Source organism: Lewinella cohaerens DSM 23179 (assembly GCF_000379805.1).
Classification (GTDB): Bacteria; Bacteroidota; Bacteroidia; order Chitinophagales; family Saprospiraceae; genus Lewinella; species Lewinella cohaerens.
Genome location: NZ_KB903619.1, coordinates 35,820 through 51,292 on the forward strand (window position 1 = coordinate 35,820; position 15,473 = coordinate 51,292).

At 42.9% G+C, this 15,473-nt stretch carries 10 protein-coding genes; 5 read left to right on the plus strand and 5 right to left on the minus strand.

Annotation, left to right across the window (positions count from 1 at the left end):
- The first annotated feature begins 17 nt into the window (after positions 1-17).
- The 3 genes from A3EU_RS32230 to A3EU_RS0128085 all read left to right on the plus strand — a co-directional run bounded on the left by A3EU_RS32230 (position 18) and on the right by A3EU_RS0128085 (position 4,430).
- On the plus strand, positions 18-1,355 hold the full coding sequence (locus tag A3EU_RS32230) for an NAD(P)/FAD-dependent oxidoreductase (RefSeq protein ID WP_020539513.1): 1,338 nt from the start codon (positions 18-20) through the stop codon (positions 1,353-1,355).
- Between the two features lie 407 nt (positions 1,356-1,762).
- The gene (locus A3EU_RS32235; RefSeq protein WP_020539515.1) at positions 1,763-3,274 is read left to right on the plus strand and encodes an AMP-binding protein; all 1,512 of its coding nucleotides are present in this window, start codon (positions 1,763-1,765) and stop codon (positions 3,272-3,274) included.
- Positions 3,264-4,430, plus strand: a complete 1,167-nt coding sequence (locus A3EU_RS0128085) for an acyl-CoA dehydrogenase family protein (protein ID WP_020539516.1) — start codon at positions 3,264-3,266, stop codon at positions 4,428-4,430. The genes A3EU_RS32235 and A3EU_RS0128085 overlap by 11 nt, the downstream gene beginning before the upstream one ends.
- On the opposite strand, the gene A3EU_RS0128090 is transcribed toward A3EU_RS0128085, so the two are convergent.
- The 5 genes from A3EU_RS0128090 to A3EU_RS0128110 are packed head-to-tail and all read right to left on the minus strand — an operon-like array spanning position 4,387 to position 10,948.
- Complete coding sequence (locus A3EU_RS0128090) at positions 4,387-5,517, minus strand: glycosyltransferase family 4 protein (protein ID WP_020539517.1); 1,131 nt, start codon at positions 5,515-5,517, stop codon at positions 4,387-4,389. The two genes, A3EU_RS0128085 and A3EU_RS0128090, sit on opposite strands and share 44 nt — an antisense overlap.
- Positions 5,518-5,537: 20 nt before the next feature.
- Positions 5,538-6,872: a sulfatase family protein gene (locus A3EU_RS0128095; protein ID WP_020539518.1), complete on the minus strand. Its 1,335-nt coding sequence runs from the start codon at positions 6,870-6,872 to the stop codon at positions 5,538-5,540.
- 1 nt (position 6,873) lies between these two features.
- Positions 6,874-7,224: a DUF2304 domain-containing protein gene (locus tag A3EU_RS0128100; RefSeq protein ID WP_020539519.1), complete on the minus strand. Its 351-nt coding sequence runs from the start codon at positions 7,222-7,224 to the stop codon at positions 6,874-6,876.
- 8 nt (positions 7,225-7,232) lie between these two features.
- A complete protein-coding gene (locus tag A3EU_RS32240; RefSeq protein WP_020539520.1) occupies positions 7,233-7,919 on the minus strand; it encodes a glycosyltransferase family 2 protein in 687 nt (228 codons plus the stop codon).
- 8 nt (positions 7,920-7,927) lie between these two features.
- Entirely contained in the window at positions 7,928-10,948 is a 3,021-nt protein-coding gene (locus A3EU_RS0128110; RefSeq protein WP_020539521.1) for a hypothetical protein, read from the minus strand.
- Positions 10,949-11,170: 222 nt separating this feature from the next.
- On the opposite strand from A3EU_RS0128110, the gene A3EU_RS0128115 reads away from it, so the two are divergent.
- Together A3EU_RS0128115 and A3EU_RS0128120 are read left to right on the plus strand one after the other, a co-directional pair.
- Positions 11,171-11,845 carry a sulfotransferase domain-containing protein gene (locus A3EU_RS0128115; protein ID WP_020539522.1) on the plus strand — a complete coding sequence of 225 codons (675 nt, stop codon included), beginning with the start codon at positions 11,171-11,173 and terminating at the stop codon, positions 11,843-11,845.
- Positions 11,846-11,892: 47 nt separating this feature from the next.
- On the plus strand, positions 11,893-15,426 hold the full coding sequence (locus A3EU_RS0128120; protein WP_020539523.1) for a TraB/GumN family protein: 3,534 nt from the start codon (positions 11,893-11,895) through the stop codon (positions 15,424-15,426).
- Positions 15,427-15,473: the final 47 nt, after the last annotated feature.

Sequence of the window (15,473 nt, forward strand, 5' to 3'; positions counted from 1 at the left end):
TTAAACACTAAATCAGCATGAGTAAACATTTCGACGTTATTATCATTGGCGGCGGTCCGGCAGGGTCTACTGCAGCTACTTTTTTAGCTCGTAAAGGGTATCAGGTTTTAGTTTTGGAAAAAGAAAAATTTCCTCGTGAGCATGTAGGAGAATCTCTTCTTCCGTTTTGCCATCATGTATTGAAGGACCTTGGTGTTCTGCCCGAAATGGAACGCCGCTTCAGTCGTAAACCTGGGGTAACATTTGCTGATCATGAAGGGAAAAGTGCTTCTCATTGGTGTTTTCGGCACGAAATAAAAGACGAAAGCTACCTTTCTTTTCATGTTCAGCGCGCAGAATTCGATGACCTTCTCTTGCGGAATAGCGAGGAGAATGGCGCTATGGTTCGGGAGGAGATGAAAGTAACTTATGTGAATCTTGAAAACCCGCAACGTGCTGTTGTTCAGGCGGAAAGCAACGCTGGAGAGCAGCATACTTACGAGGCTAAGATGGTGATAGATGCCAGTGGGNAACAAACCCTTTTAGCGCGGCAGATGGGAACCAGAAAGCCATTTACTTCAATTCAGCCTCGTGCCGCTTATTCAAAACACTGGCGCCACGCACAACTTACTCCTGATTTACAGGCTGGGCATATTAAAATTATCCACCTGGGAGGTAAAGAAAAAGCCGGTTGGATTTGGATGATTCCCTTGGCTGAAGATCGCCTCAGCGTTGGTGTCGCCATTAATATGGAATACGCTAATCAGCAGCGGCGACTTCTTGCTTCGCAAACGGAAGATTGGCAAGAGGAACTCTATCTTCAGGAACTCATGAACGCACCCGCTGCGCGAGCAATTATCGAAAAAGCTTCTCCTTGGGGTAAAGTAAATGCCAATGGTGATTTTTCTTACTATGCTTCTACCAAATGGGGGTCGAACTTCGCGATCATCGGTGATGCATCGGCTTTTTTAGACCCTATCTTCTCTAGCGGCATCTACTTGGCGATCAAAGGTGCACAGTTGGTCTGTGAAGGTGTCGATCAGATGCTCACCAAGCAGGATAGCTCAATAATGGTAAAAAGTTACGAAGATATCGCAGGAGCTTACCAACTTGTAGAAAAACTGGTGGCTACCTATTACGACCCTAGTTATATTCGTTGGGATTTGACTGGCCAGGTCGATCTTCCAATGTACGAACAGACAGAATCTGCTTTTTCTCTTGTACATCTGGTTTTGGCTGGGGATTTCTTTTCCAATTATAAGCGCTACCTTGAGGCATTGGAAATGTTTAAGAACCCTAATCGTCTCCAACAATTTCAACACCTTGCCCACAGCAATTCCGTTGAGCAACTAAATGTTATTTGTACCGATTTCTGATAAAAAATGATTACTACCATGTATAGATTAATTTTCTTTGTACTATTATTGAGCGCTTGCTCCAATAACAATCTTTCCGACCAAAATACGGAGAAGACTGACGCCGCAGAAAAAACAGAGACAAGAGAATTAAGGAAGCCTGATTCCATGAACCAAGCTGCCGAGATTGTTATCGCAAATATTTCTAACGCAGTTACACTTACTCCTGAGCAAANAGCTCAAATAAATTCACTGGTTGCTGAATATGATCTAGCCTCTTTCAATACAGATAGAGGGATACGAGCAAAAATACGCCAAAGAGTTATGGACGAGGTGCTTACGCCCGATCAGGTAAGTACATGGAAAGCATTTATGCAAAAAAATAGAAGCTCCGTAACCATCGAATAACCTAATTCTGCCTTTTTATAATGCAGGCCTTAGCTCATCTTTTGCATCAGTGTTTTGCTAATTATCCCGATAGGAAGGCACTTTCGAGGACTGATCAGCAGTGGACTTATTCGGAGCTAGAAGAATATGCCAATAAGACAGCAACAGCATACAGAAGTGCGGAACTTGATTATGGAGCTTGCCTAGGACTCCTTTTGCCCAAGTCTATGCCCTTGGTGGGCTTTGTCGCTGCTGCAATCACTAGCGAAATAACGTATGTGCCTCTAGCTCCAGACAATCCACCTGAACGGATTGCTTATATTGTCAAGGATGCAGGGTGTGATGCTATTATTACCACTCCTTCTTTTGTAAGTGTTTTGCAAAAGCAGCTGCCGCATTATCATTTTGAGGCTTTCATGGGAAAGTTTATAATTGGTAAACCTAGTATTAAACCAAAACGAGCTTACCCCCAGAATTTAGCTTACATCCTTTACACTTCAGGCTCTACTGGCCAACCCAAGGGAGTCTTGATTTCACATGACAATGCATCTTGCTTTATAGATTGGGCTGCAAATCAGTTTTCCGTAACTGCCGAAGATAAGATTGCATCCCTTGCCCCTTTTCATTTTGATCTTTCGGTATTCGACCTTTTTGTGAGCTTGAAAACAGGTGCACAACTTTGTCTGTTTACAGCTGCTGATGCGAAAAACCCCAGATTATTAGCACAACAATTGGATGTACAAGCTATCAGTGTGCTATATACTACACCTAGCCTGTTGCAGCTACTCAACCGTTATGGCAAACTGAACTCCTACACTTATAAAACACTTCGACTGGTGCTCTTTGCCGGAGAGGTCTTTCCGGTGGCTCCTTTAAGAGCCTTGAAAAAACATTGGAGACATACTACGTTTTACAACCTCTATGGGCCTACGGAAACCAATGTAGTGACTTGGCACCAGATTCCTGTAGCCGTAAAAGAGGATCGTGTTGATCCTTACCCTATTGGTAAATTATGCCCCTATGCGCAAGCTAAACTACGTAATGGAGACCAGTATTTGCAATGCACCCCAGGGCAGGAAGGCGAATTGATGGTGTTTGGCGCTTCCGTTAGTTCGGGTTATGTAGCTCAGAACAAAGGGTCACGTAGCCATCTAGTGTCTATTGATAATAACTGTTGGTATCCAACCGGAGATTGGGTACGCATCAATGACCAACAGGAAATTGTTTATCAAGGGCGGACGGATAGAATGGTAAAAAGGCGAGGTTATCGTATTGAATTGGCCGAAATCGAGAACAAAGCGTTGCTCCACGAGGAAATTCTGGCAGCAACTGCCGTGACTGTAACAGAAAATGATACAACCAAAATTTATCTTTGGTTGGTGACCACCACAGGCCAGCCCCTACCCTATGCCGCCTTGAAAGATTACCTTGCTGAACATCTCCCCTTGTATATGTCACCTGATCGATTTCTATTCACAGCAGAGATACCGCTTACAAGCAGTCAGAAGGTTGATTTTCAGTTATTAAAAAAATGGGCAGAAGATGATATATGAGTATAGTGAAAATACAAATAACTTTCGAAAAGAAATCATTGCTTTCGCCCAGGAATACATCAATCCAGAGGCTGCCCTCAGAGATCAAGAAGCCCGCTTTGATCAATCTCTCTGGAAAAAGTGTGCTGAAATAGGACTGACGAGCTTGTCATTACCTGCTGATTTCGGCGGTAGAGGACTTAGTGCTTACGATACTGTTTTAGCCTTGGAAGCTTTGGGCTATGGTAGTGAAGACCCTGGTCTGAATTTTGCCCTAGCAGCTCAGTTATTAGCTGTAGCTACTCCTATAGCGGAATTTGCCAGCCCTACCCAACAAGAAAACTGGCTACCCAAGCTGATCAGCGGAGACGCCATTGGAGGTAACGCAATGACGGAAGAAAGCGCCGGTTCTGATGTTTTTTTCATGAAGACGACGGCCAAATTAGACAAAGAAGCCTACCTCTTGAATGGTACTAAAACATTTTGCACCAACGGTCAGGCTGCCAATCTGGTACTAACTTATGCACTCACTGCACCTGAAAAGGGCTTTTTTGGCGGAATCTCAGCATTCGTCATCGACACAGATGAGCAAAAAACAACATGGTCTGAGCCTAGTCAAAAGTTGGGCCTGCGAAGTTGTCCACTTGCCAGTATTAATTTTTCTGAGACATCAGTTCCCGCCAATCAACTTATTGGTAAAGAAGGAGCTGGTGCTCATATTTTTAATCATTCCATGCGCTGGGAACGCACCTGCTTAGGAGCTATTCACCTGGGAGCGATGGATCGATTACTGGAGCAAGCTGTTCAATTTGCTAACCAACGTTTTTCTGGTAAAGGAAACCTGAGTAGCCACCAAGCAGTAACTCATCCCCTGACCAATCTAAAGGTTGAACTGGAAGGTGCTCGCTTACTTACGTATCACGCTGCTCGAATGTTGGATGCCGGTGAACACAAGAGTCATTACGCTGCTATGGCAAAATTGAGCGTAAGCGAATGCTACCGTAAACTTTGCTTGCAACTTATGCAACTTTTCGCTGGCCAAGCTTATCGTACTCCTCATCCGGTGGAACTTCAACTCAGGGCAGCCCTTGGTGCCACAATTTATTCAGGTACTTCAGAGATTCAACGTGAACTTATTGCTCGTCAGATTGGCTTCCGCCCTCGTGATGCCAAGTAAGCTGTTGATAAAACTTTAGATAGTTGTCTGTTGTAGCAGTAAGCGTGTGTATTATTGAAGATGAGCATTGCCAATCTCCCTTTTTCGCAGCCGCCAACGCCTTCTCTAAATCAACAACCCCAAGTTGAGGTAAATGCAAATGCTGCCCGCTCACCACTTCGGGTAAGGCTCCCCTACCCGAGCTGATAATCGGCATGTCCAAAGCCACGGCTTCTGCTGCCACAAAGCAAAATCCCTCACTATAGGAAGGAATAACGACAGCATGGCTGGATTTTACAGTCGTAAAAAGCTCCTCCGTAGTGAGTTCGTGGAAAACAACAACGCTCTCAGGAGGGCAGTGTGTTGCGATCAGCTTTTTAATGATAGCTAATAAAGAAGGGGGATAGGTAGGAAGTACCAAACGCAATACCAGTTGCTTAGAGGAATGCTTGCGAGCAAAAGCTCCCCAAGCAGGAATGAGTAAATCTAAACCTTTTGATACTCCCAGCCGGCCATAATAAATGATTGAAAAATAGGGTGTTTTATTTGCCTCAATCGCTTGAAAACGGTCATAATCAATACCGTTGTAGATGCGGTGAATTTTTCCGGGAGCAATCCCCGCAACAATCAAGCTGGACTTGGTCGCTTCGGATACGGCAATGTAATGATCAAAAGACAAGCGACTGATCATTTTTTCGAATAAAAAGTACAGCCAACGTTGCCAAATTGCTAGGAAAGGCAGCTGGAACCATAGCTCGCCCCAGTGTTCATGATAAGTAATAACGCTGGGCTTACGCCAAAATTTGGCCACCAGCCAAGCAGGAAAAGCTGCGTTGTAGGTAGTGGTATGAATAATATCTGCTCGTTTGGCTGCCCGAAACAAGACAGGTAGGCTAAGCAAAGTGAACAAAAACCGATTGTGACATTTTACGCGTCGTACCTGAACACCTTCTATAATTTCGGTGGCGGGCAAATCAGCCCGAAATAAGGTAGTGACGACTTCAACTTCGTGGCCTTCTTGCACCAGCATAGACGTTACCTGGTGGAACAGCTTTTCCGCACCGCCGAGATAAGGGCTGAAATGTTCTAGTACGAAGAGGAATTTCATTTTTTTTTTAGAGGGGCTGATTATTTTATATTTTCATTTTCCCATGCTTGGATTTGCTCGCTCAAACTATTCAACTTCTCAGGGTATTGCTTGCTTAAATTAATCTGCTCAGTTGGATCTGTTTCCAGATTGTATAAGTAATGTTCCTTTTTATTGATTTCTGTAAATTTCCATGAACCTTCCAGAATCGTCGTGGAGGGGCTAGAAATAGCTGTTTTCCAAAAAAGAGGCTCTTTTCTTGCGCTGGGTGCTCCAAGCCAGACGGAAGATCTATCTATTCCTGAAATCTGCCCTTCGTCAAAGTTGATACCTGCTAATTTACATAGTGTAGGAAGATAGTCTACCCCTGAAAAAACAGACGTACTGTCTAGGCGCCCAATAGGAATTCTTTCAGGCCACCGGACAATAAATGGAATTCGTATTCCCCCTTCCAATGTACCTTTTTTACCACCCCGAAGGGTACCAGATGAGCCTAAGGAGGAGTACCTTTCCTCCTTGTCCTGGGAGTCTAGATCGATCTCAGCGGGCCCTTGGTCGCTAGCAAAGATAATAATCGTATTTTCTTGAAGTCCTGCGTCATCTAGTGCTTTCATAATTCTTCCAACTTGATAATCGAGGGCGTAAACCTCAGCCAGGTAGCGTCGCATCAAGCTGTCTATTGAGAGCCCTGCTGCTTTTACCTTTTGTATTTTCTCACGCCTGAAACTGGAAGAAAAGTAATTTTCATCTACTGCTACACTATCAAAAAGAGATGAAAATGCAGGTATATCTGTTATTGGAAAATGGGTGGCGCGTGTCCAGATGTTTAAATAAAAAGGCTGATCATCTACAGCACTATTAATAAAAGTGATGGCTTCACTAAATATCTCTACATCTTTTCCTTCTGGTCCTTGCCTTTTTCCTCGTTCTTTTCCAATCACTTTTATTCCGTAGGGAGGATCTGACAACAACCCCTTTTTGCCCATGTGCCATTTCCCAAAATGCCCAGTAAGATATCCTTTCGCACTGAGCAAATCAGTAATGGTTGTTTCGTCATCAAACCCGCTTTCGTCAGCATTATTTTGATGGGTAACCGGGTATTTTCCAGTCATAAAAGCCTGTCGGCTAGGTGCACATACGATCCCTGCCGAATAAGCTCTCGTCAACATTATCCCTTCGTCGGCTAATTGATCTAAATGGGGTGTTTTAGCGTAAGGATGACCATAACAAGCAAGATCACCAAACCCAAGATCATCGGCAAGAATAAAAATGATATTGGGCGAATCAGATGATTTTTTGACGGGACTAGAATTGGAACACCCCATATTCCCAAGCGAAAAAGCTCCCACAAAAAATAGGTAGTAGATCTGTTTCATATTAACTTTTCTCCTTTTCTAAAAACTCCTGTAGCGCCAAAGCCCGTGTGAGTTGAGTAAGCTGACGCCGTTGTCGTACCTGAATATGATATAACCGATATTGGAAATAAAAAAGTAAACTAACAGCAAGAAACAGGATAGCATTTGTATTGCTTTTGAATCCCAGAACCTGGGCAAAGGCATTCGATATCGCGTCAGGAAAAATGGCAAGTGCAGAGACTCCAAGCCAAAGTAAAATACCACTTACGGTTTCCCGTAAGTCGATTCGGCCACGGTAATAACGAAGCAAATGACTCATAAGAAATGATAAGGCCAAAGCGGGTACCAACCATTGAAAGATGCGTATTTCCATAAGATTATCTATTTAAAGATCAGTTTCCATAAGAAGTGGAAGGCAGTCATGACACCCACTTGAAAATCCTGGCCTTTGCTCATTGAATATTCCGTGTAACGCACGAAAATCGGGCATTCTGAAATTTTCAAATCGGCCTGTTCTGCCTGAATAATCATTTCACTGCAGTAGCTAAAGTCGTCCTGATAGAGATCGATAGCTTCAATAGCGCGACGATTTAATAAACGGAAACCTGATTGGGTATCGGAGTAGTGATGTTTACAAAAAGTATTGGTTAATATATTAGCCATCGCATTGAAGATGCGGCGTATCCGTGGGATCCTATTTTCAGCATGCATAAAACGACTACCTATGACGAGGTCTGCTTCTGTTTCTTTCATGCAAGCCTGTAATACTAATAAATCCGTAGCTACGTGCTGTCCGTCAGCATCAAGAAAAGCTACCTGTTGCCAGTTGTTTTCTCTAGCAAGGCTTATCCCTGTCATGCAAGACGCACCTGCTCCTCGGTTTAACAGATGACGAATAACCATTACACCTTTTTCACGAACATATTCGATAGTGTTATCACTACTCCCATCATCCACAACGACAATACGGCAAGGAAGGGTTGATTGAATCTCATCGATAACCCCCCCGATGACTTTCGCTTCGTTATAAGCAGGTAAAATGACCGTAAGGAGCAACTCATCTGACATTTTACCATTTATTTGATTCGGAATAAAGCGACTTGCCCAGGTAGAACAATTTGACCTTGCAGTCCTGGCTGGGCTACAGCTGTTTGGCCATTAGGCAACCGGATAGGGTTACTTCCTGCCGGGGCTGCGACATAATTATCCGTTATTACTAGTTCTACCTCAGGGCTAGTGAGTAGTATCTGGAGAAGATTCCGACATTTGGCTTGCAAACTAAGTTCTGGTGTTTGATCTAGCGAAGGTGTATTGAGGTCATAAAGGACGTATTCAAAATCATTTTCTTTGAGGATACGAATGAAATCATTAGGATTGCTAATGAGGCTAGTTATCTGATCAAACTTTTGTAACTGATTATCTTCTAAAACCCGAGTGTCGTTGTTGTCAATATGGAATTGTAAATAGGTGTTTACTCGGTAAATTCTTGATGATCGCCCTTGGTTCACTTGCTTCGCGATCTGTGAATAGGTCGAATTAAAGAGGTTCAATGTTTTAACCTGGTCAAGATCTCCACTACACAAGTATTGAACCATTGGCCAATTGTACATTTGTGCTGCTGCTTGCCGGGGCTGGGTACTGGTCATTAGCAAGCCTGTATTAAAAACTAGCTGAAGAATAATGGTGCTTCCAATCACGGTACCAAATACCGCTGATCTTTCTGGCGTATTTTTTTTGGAAGATCGTTCTAAAACGTAAATAAACCAGGAAGGAAGGATTACAATCGGTAATAGCGCATACCAGCTAATGCTATTGGCTAGCAGAAACCATAAAAACAAGAAGGGTAGCAAAATAATCCCAGTCTCTTTCATGGCCACTGGCCAATCTTTGACTTGTTTTTTCAAGGCTAAAACAAGTAGAAAAACCAAGCCTAACAATAAGGGGATAAATAGATAAGCAGGTAATGTAGAGAGCTCCGTAAACGCGCCCGTCATTTTACTCCCAAGCTCGATGAAAGGTTGTGGTAGTTTTTGCCAGAACCCCATCATTCCACTATTGTTTCCAGCAGGTACCTGTTGAATGTACTGGTTGAGGAAATTATTTGCTGCGGTAATGTGCCCTTCAGAGGTGCCTGCCTCCGTTAATGACCAGTACGAAGCTGCAAGATAGATGGCTCCACCTATTGTTAACAGTATTCCACGAAATAGCCAGCGTTTGGCATTAAAAAGAAAAAGTATCGGAAACAATGCCAACCAGAAAAAACTGACTTCCTGATGCCTCAACCCTGGTACATTAAGATTAAAGGAAAGGTCAAAAGGAATGGTCAAATAACGCAAAATACCCTTTTCGTAACCTAGATAGCGCTGGAGTTCTTCTCTTTTGGCATTGCCAATCATGCCCTTGTCTTCTTCTGCCTCTGTCAACCCGGTCGATATTTCGTCCGATTTTGGTGAAGTCTGATCATTTGTGAGTAATCTGGTTTCTTTAAGTGTCCCGGTCTCAAAAGGAGACGTATTTACCTTTTGGGATAAATATCTTCCACTTACTTCAATCGCTATCCGGTCGGGTTTCCCGTAGAGGAAGCTTGAAAGTTCAAACTTATAATTACGCTCGGCAAAGTGCTTTCCCGCCCAGGGCGAGAAAACCAATAAAAAAGTCACTCCTAATAACAGTACGCCTTGTAATAATTGCCGTACCGAAAGCGGATTAGCATAAAGTCGAAAGATCATCAATCCAACACCTATTAAGCTCATCGCTATGCCCAATACCTGAGCTTCTCCCGTACTCAAGGGTAGATTTCCCCAGGTGTAGAAACCACTGAGGAAGATAAAACCAGAGAAAAACAATAGCCAGCCCCAAAACATCGCCATTTTCCCTAAACGATAGAACAGCAAAGCCAAGATTCCTCCCAAAAGAAAGACTGATGTATATTTTATGGAGAATGCGAACCCTAGCAGACCACCTAAAAGAAGGAAGGGATAGTACGCTTTGTCTTGAAATAATGATTTCACATTTAGGTTCTCCGGTAAACTGGAAAAATTAATCTGTAAGACAAGATAGATGGCCGCCAAGCTAATTAACAACAAGCCTAGGTCTATTTTCTCATCCACCATCACCATGAAGCTAAACATAGGCAACGAAAGGACCAAGACGATACTCAGCAAAGCATACGGTGCCTTTAGCCATTTTCGTAATAGCTGATAACCCAAGGCCAGTGCTGGCAGGTAGATGAAATGTGACAAAAGAATGTTCATAGAAAGGCTACCGAATAATAATTCCCCCCAACTCATCACCACTGACCACCCGAATGCCTGATAAGCACCTGGTAGCGAATTCTTTTGCGCAACTAATTGAGCCAAGTTAGCATAGAGAGCAGCTCCATCAAAACCAGAAGCAAAGGCTTTCACGCTCCCCACCCAATAAGCTGATACGTAAAACAAGCCTAATATTACAACAGGGAGTTGCCACCAATGTAATATGCGCCAGCGGTGTTTTGTCCACAACCACTCTTTTAAGGTAGTTAAAGCCAATTGCCTTTTTAGTACCACGGCTCCTATAATAACAGCCCATAACAAAATACCGTACAACATGTGAACTAGTCCAAGGAAAGCACTGAATACGCCTAAGAGCATTATGCCAATGGCCATACTGAACAAAGAATGTTGCTGAAAATTTTGCAACTTTTCAGTAACTATACTACCTAAAGCTATCATGCTTATTCCCAAAAAAAGAAGTAATAACAGGTACCACAAACTATTGGCGAAAAAATAAAAGCCCGCCAAACCTTTATTCAGGTTAGTGAAGTCAATAGCTTCCCAAAAGCTGAATACAGCGACTAAGCCTAATACCAAGGTGGCTAAAATCAAATATCCACCACGAAAAGAAAAGTACCATTTTTTTTTCTGTCTTAAACGGCGCCAGCTGTAGGCACCTGATAATAAAGCCACCAAGCCTATAACTGATAACAATCCAAGGTAAGGATGGTCACTTAGCGTAGCTAACTGGGAAGGATGAAAACCGATGTAGGTGATAAAAACCCATAATAGCCAGAGGAATAATGTAATTCCTGTAGACCATTTGACTAATTGTGTAGACATGAATAGTTAGGTAGTGTTATTCCGAGCAAGATAGCCAAAAATGCTCCTCCTCCTTAGTTTTTAGCTTAAATGGTAACTAAAAACCTGTTAGAGAAGGAATAATTCTCTATTATTGTACAAACGGATAATCACCTGATATCTTTTTCGATATTCTCTTACCTATCTTCAATAGATTTTGATTCTCTTTCAAAGAAAAAAGGCTCAAACGGTCGCTAGTTAATCATGGATATTATTTCCATACATATTCCCAAAACTGGAGGAACGACTTTATATGCTATTCTAAAGCAAGTTTATGGTGATAAACTTAGTAAGTCTTATCGGCGAAGGGACCTTATTGCTGAAACTAGTTTAGCTGGCGTATTTGCACCATATACCTCTGATAGGGTGACTGTTCTTCACGGACACTTTCATTATCTAGAAATAAAACACTTGCACCAAACAACAGGTACTAAATTAATAACTTGGTTACGCGATCCGGTAAAACGAATTTTATCCAACTACCACTTTTTTAAAGCATTGTTTGATCACCCTGAGAGGAACCCACTGGATTATGAACGAAACAAGCACCGAAGCCATCAAACACTAATGGAATACGCTGCGCTTCCAGAATGCCAAAATAGAATGGACCTTTTTCTTAACGGAGCTGTACTTCAAGATTTTTTCTTCATTGGTATTCAGGATAACTTTGAAAGTGACTTGAAACTACTAGCCAATAAATTAGACTGGCCGAATGTTTCAATTCCATTCAAAAACGTTACCTCCAGGCCTTCGGGATTACCAAACAAAGAAGAATTAGAACAATTAATATCCTGGAATATAAAAGACGTAGCGCTTTATGTGCAGGTCATGAAAGAGAGAGAACTCCCCTACCCCGTTATTTATGATGATTTTCTTTGAATACATAAGCGGCGGCTATTTACGTTCTATCTGCAAATCCCCAACACATGCATTTTTGGTTTGGCCGTTTTGACTCCTCGTTTCCTTCTATTTTCTTCGGAATATTATTCATTTGTCTAAGCTTTCCCCTGCTCGCGCAATTCCCCCAGGATACCTCACGGAGCGATTATGCCTTGCTTTGGGAAATCAGTGGAAATGAGCTTGAAGCACCTTCTTATGTGTTTGGTTCGATGCATGTGCGGTATAAATCCGTCTTTGAATTTCCTGATTCCTTATTGATTTGCCTGCAAGCTTGTGATGCTGTTGCCAATGAAGTCCATTTGGATTCTGCGATGCTGCGTATTTTGGAGTTATATGCTGGCAATGAAGAGGTGGTTGCCGATTCGGCTTATATCCAATTCATTCAGGAAAAGATTCTCTTGCCAGATACCAATAAAGTAAGCTCAGCATCTGATTCTACCACGCTGGACTTCCGTAGGCTACTCAAAGGGTTGAGTGATGGAGAAGACCTTCGTAATAGTGGCTTTATGCCTACCATGCTGGATGCTTACCTTATGGAGGTTGGCCGAAGGTTTGGGAAAACACACTATGGCCTGGAAGAAATCGATAATCACCTTTATGAAAATGAAGAATCTACGCTCTCTGGGAAGCAAATGAACTTTTCCTGGTTTGGCCGTAACCCGGATGAGTTACTGCGACTGTATTACGCTGGCGATTTAGGTCCCATTGCGACATTTATTGAGAGAGACCCCAGAGAGTTTAATCAATTGGCGCTTATTGCTCGTAATTACATCATGGTGGAGCGAATGCAAGAAATTATGCCCAATGAACGCCTCTTTAGCATTGTCGGTGCCGCTCATTTACCTGGAGAAGAAGGTGTTATTGAGCTATTGAAAAAGGCTGGCTATACATTGCGGCGAGTTACCCCCACATTTACTGGCCTTGCTGACAGCACTTTGATTCCTGAAATAGAGCGTCCTTGGCCCGTTAAAAATGACGCCAATGGTTTATTCTCTTTTGGGATGCCTATTGACTTTCTTTTTCAAAGTAACGAAGGTGCTAATACCTCTTACATTTCTTTCGACATTGGTAGAGGTGCTTCTTACTTGATTTTAACCTCGAATTTACTCCCGCTGGATTATGATGACTTTGATGATGCCTTTTTTGTACAAGATGGTTATGAGATAGAAGAGAAGACACCTATCAACCACAATGGTTTAGAAGGGTTTCGCTATGACATGATTAAGCCGAATGATGAATTGGAATTTTACCGGGGTTATACTTTCAACTATGATCAAACACTCTACTACCTTCAGGTAGGCACCTATCAACAAGAGACACTGGAGACGTTGACAGATATAGATACCTTTTTGAGTAAGTTTCAACTCTTAAAAAAGAGTAATAATAAATGGGTGACCGTAAAGGATACTTTGGGAGGTTTTCAGCTCCGGCTTCCAGGTCATTATGCTTACTCTTCTTCAGAGGTAAATGAAAGGTACCCCTACGAAAAAGAGAACGATTATCCACTGCACTTATACCGTGCAGGCTTTGAAGAACCAGCCGCGTCCGTTTGGTGTCAATATTATGATTACTTGCCTGGGCAGCAGCAAGAGAATGAGGCTACCCAGTTTCAAGAAGGGCTGGAATACCTTGAAGGATTATATGGAATAGATATCCAGGTGACCAGTCGGGATTCATTGCAAGGGGTTCCACGCTGGAAACTTGAGGGAGAGTTCGCCGACAAGGGGTTACTATTTTCTGGCCAATTGATAACCCGTGCCAACCGCATTTACTTACTGAGTCAGGTAGATTTAGCGAAAAGTAAAACGACCAAGAAATTTCAATCCTCATTTAAGTTACTTCCGCTGGTGGGCGTGCCATCGAATTCGGTTGAACTTGTAAAAGATGTCTTATCTGTTTCTTTACCCACGGAAGCTACAGCCAAAGTTGTCGACTTACGGAGCGATGATACACAAATGGCAAAAATTCAATACCAAGTAGGAGGAGTGGATCCCGGAACCAGCGCTACTTATCTTGTAGATGTGTTCCTTTACCCCTCATCGATCAGTATAAAAGACAGTATAAGCTTTATTGAGCAAGGCATTGCTCCTTTGATTCACGCCAATGATGAATTTACCAAGGACACCGAAACTTATTTAGCATCTGGACATATCGCTTATGAAAAACACTATAGCACTGGCCATGCACAACTCCAAAAGAGAATTCAACACTACCATCATGGGCGCTATTGGGTAAGGAAGCAAATGGTAGCTCCGCAGGCAGAATTGAACGGAGAAAATGCTTCTCTCTTCTTTCAAGATGACAACTGGCAACGTTCGTTTTCCTCCTTTAATTTGTTTTCTCCTCGGACAGAAGTCCTTTGCGAAGCCTTGCAAACGCAAGATAGTATACGTTTAAAAGAAGTATTAAAAGTCCTTGACGCTGAGTTGGCATTGGATCAGGATGACTTGCCGCTTTTGAGAAATGTTTTTTTAGACAATAGCTGGGAGCAATCTGAGCTGGCGCAGCAAATAACGGACAAGCTTATCCCTGCGTTTTTAAGCGAAGGAGAATATGGCCAACAGGTTCTTCAACAGATTTGCCAGGATGACCGACTTGGTGAGACACTACGTTTGGCCATTGTCTCGGCATTGGCTACTGCTGATCAACCAGAGGGGTACCAACTGTTGTTCCGGCTTTTGGAGCAGAAGGGGCAACCCTCTCCTACCCTGGCGGAGACTGCCTTGGCTCCTTTTGATCAAAACCCAGCGCTAGTAAAGACTTATTGGCCCAGTTTTGTCAAGTTGCTTACCAATGAACAAGAGCCACTTTTGTTGTGGGAACTTGCACGGCAAGTGCTTGTGCAGGATTCAGTAGACAAAGCCCTAGTGCTGGGTAACCAGCAATTATTTATCAACCGTGGGTTTCAGCGACTAGCCTCCTGGACAGCTGCTCAGGGAGATGAAGTTCCGAAAGCGGTATTTGGCCTTTACCGTATGCTCCCTTTCAAGGATGAGGTGCTTAATATGGCTATCTCCTATTATGAGCGTTCAGCAGTTGATTGGGCTAGCTTGGAAGCTGCTGCTTATCTATTTGAAAACGGGGAAGTAACTTCTAAAAGAAAATGGAAAAAAATGCTCAAAGACGAGCGTTTAAAGGTTCCTTTTCTGAGATTGTTGAACGAATTCGACTTGTTACAAGATATTAGCGGCAAATACTATGAAGAGGAAACCATTGCCCGTTATCTGTTTATGGAAAAAGTATCTCCTACTGGAGAAGTGTCGAGACTGGAATTACTAGATATTGTCGAGACCTTATTTAGAGGAGAACCGCGCAGGGCTTATGTTTTTTCCTTCGATATTGATGGTGACGAAAACCACTTGGCGGTTGTTGGTTTCTTCGCTCGTGACCCTAAGGATCGAGCATTTCTGGATGATGGATTGGTCAACTACACCCTTTATACGATAAGCCCTCGCCGGCGTGCCAAGAAAGCAGAGCAACTGATCAAGGAACTCGAAGATATTTCAATAGCAAACGGTGTGTACGAGGAAGATGATCCAACGCACACACCGTTTAAGTAGAAAGCTCAATGTACCAGGTACTTAGAGATTTTGAGGCCTAAAGAACA

Coding starts and splice junctions, on each gene's coding strand:
- A3EU_RS32235 (WP_020539515.1), top strand. CDS start 1,763: ATGCAGGCCTTAGCTCATCTTTTGCATCAGTGTTTTGCTAATTATCCC.
- A3EU_RS0128085 (WP_020539516.1), top strand. CDS start 3,264: ATGATATATGAGTATAGTGAAAATACAAATAACTTTCGAAAAGAAATC.
- A3EU_RS0128090 (WP_020539517.1), bottom strand. CDS start 5,517: ATGAAATTCCTCTTCGTACTAGAACATTTCAGCCCTTATCTCGGCGGT.
- A3EU_RS0128095 (WP_020539518.1), bottom strand. CDS start 6,872: ATGAAACAGATCTACTACCTATTTTTTGTGGGAGCTTTTTCGCTTGGG.
- A3EU_RS0128100 (WP_020539519.1), bottom strand. CDS start 7,224: ATGGAAATACGCATCTTTCAATGGTTGGTACCCGCTTTGGCCTTATCA.
- A3EU_RS32240 (WP_020539520.1), bottom strand. CDS start 7,919: ATGTCAGATGAGTTGCTCCTTACGGTCATTTTACCTGCTTATAACGAA.
- A3EU_RS0128110 (WP_020539521.1), bottom strand. CDS start 10,948: ATGTCTACACAATTAGTCAAATGGTCTACAGGAATTACATTATTCCTC.
- A3EU_RS0128115 (WP_020539522.1), top strand. CDS start 11,171: ATGGATATTATTTCCATACATATTCCCAAAACTGGAGGAACGACTTTA.
- A3EU_RS0128120 (WP_020539523.1), top strand. CDS start 11,893: ATGCATTTTTGGTTTGGCCGTTTTGACTCCTCGTTTCCTTCTATTTTC.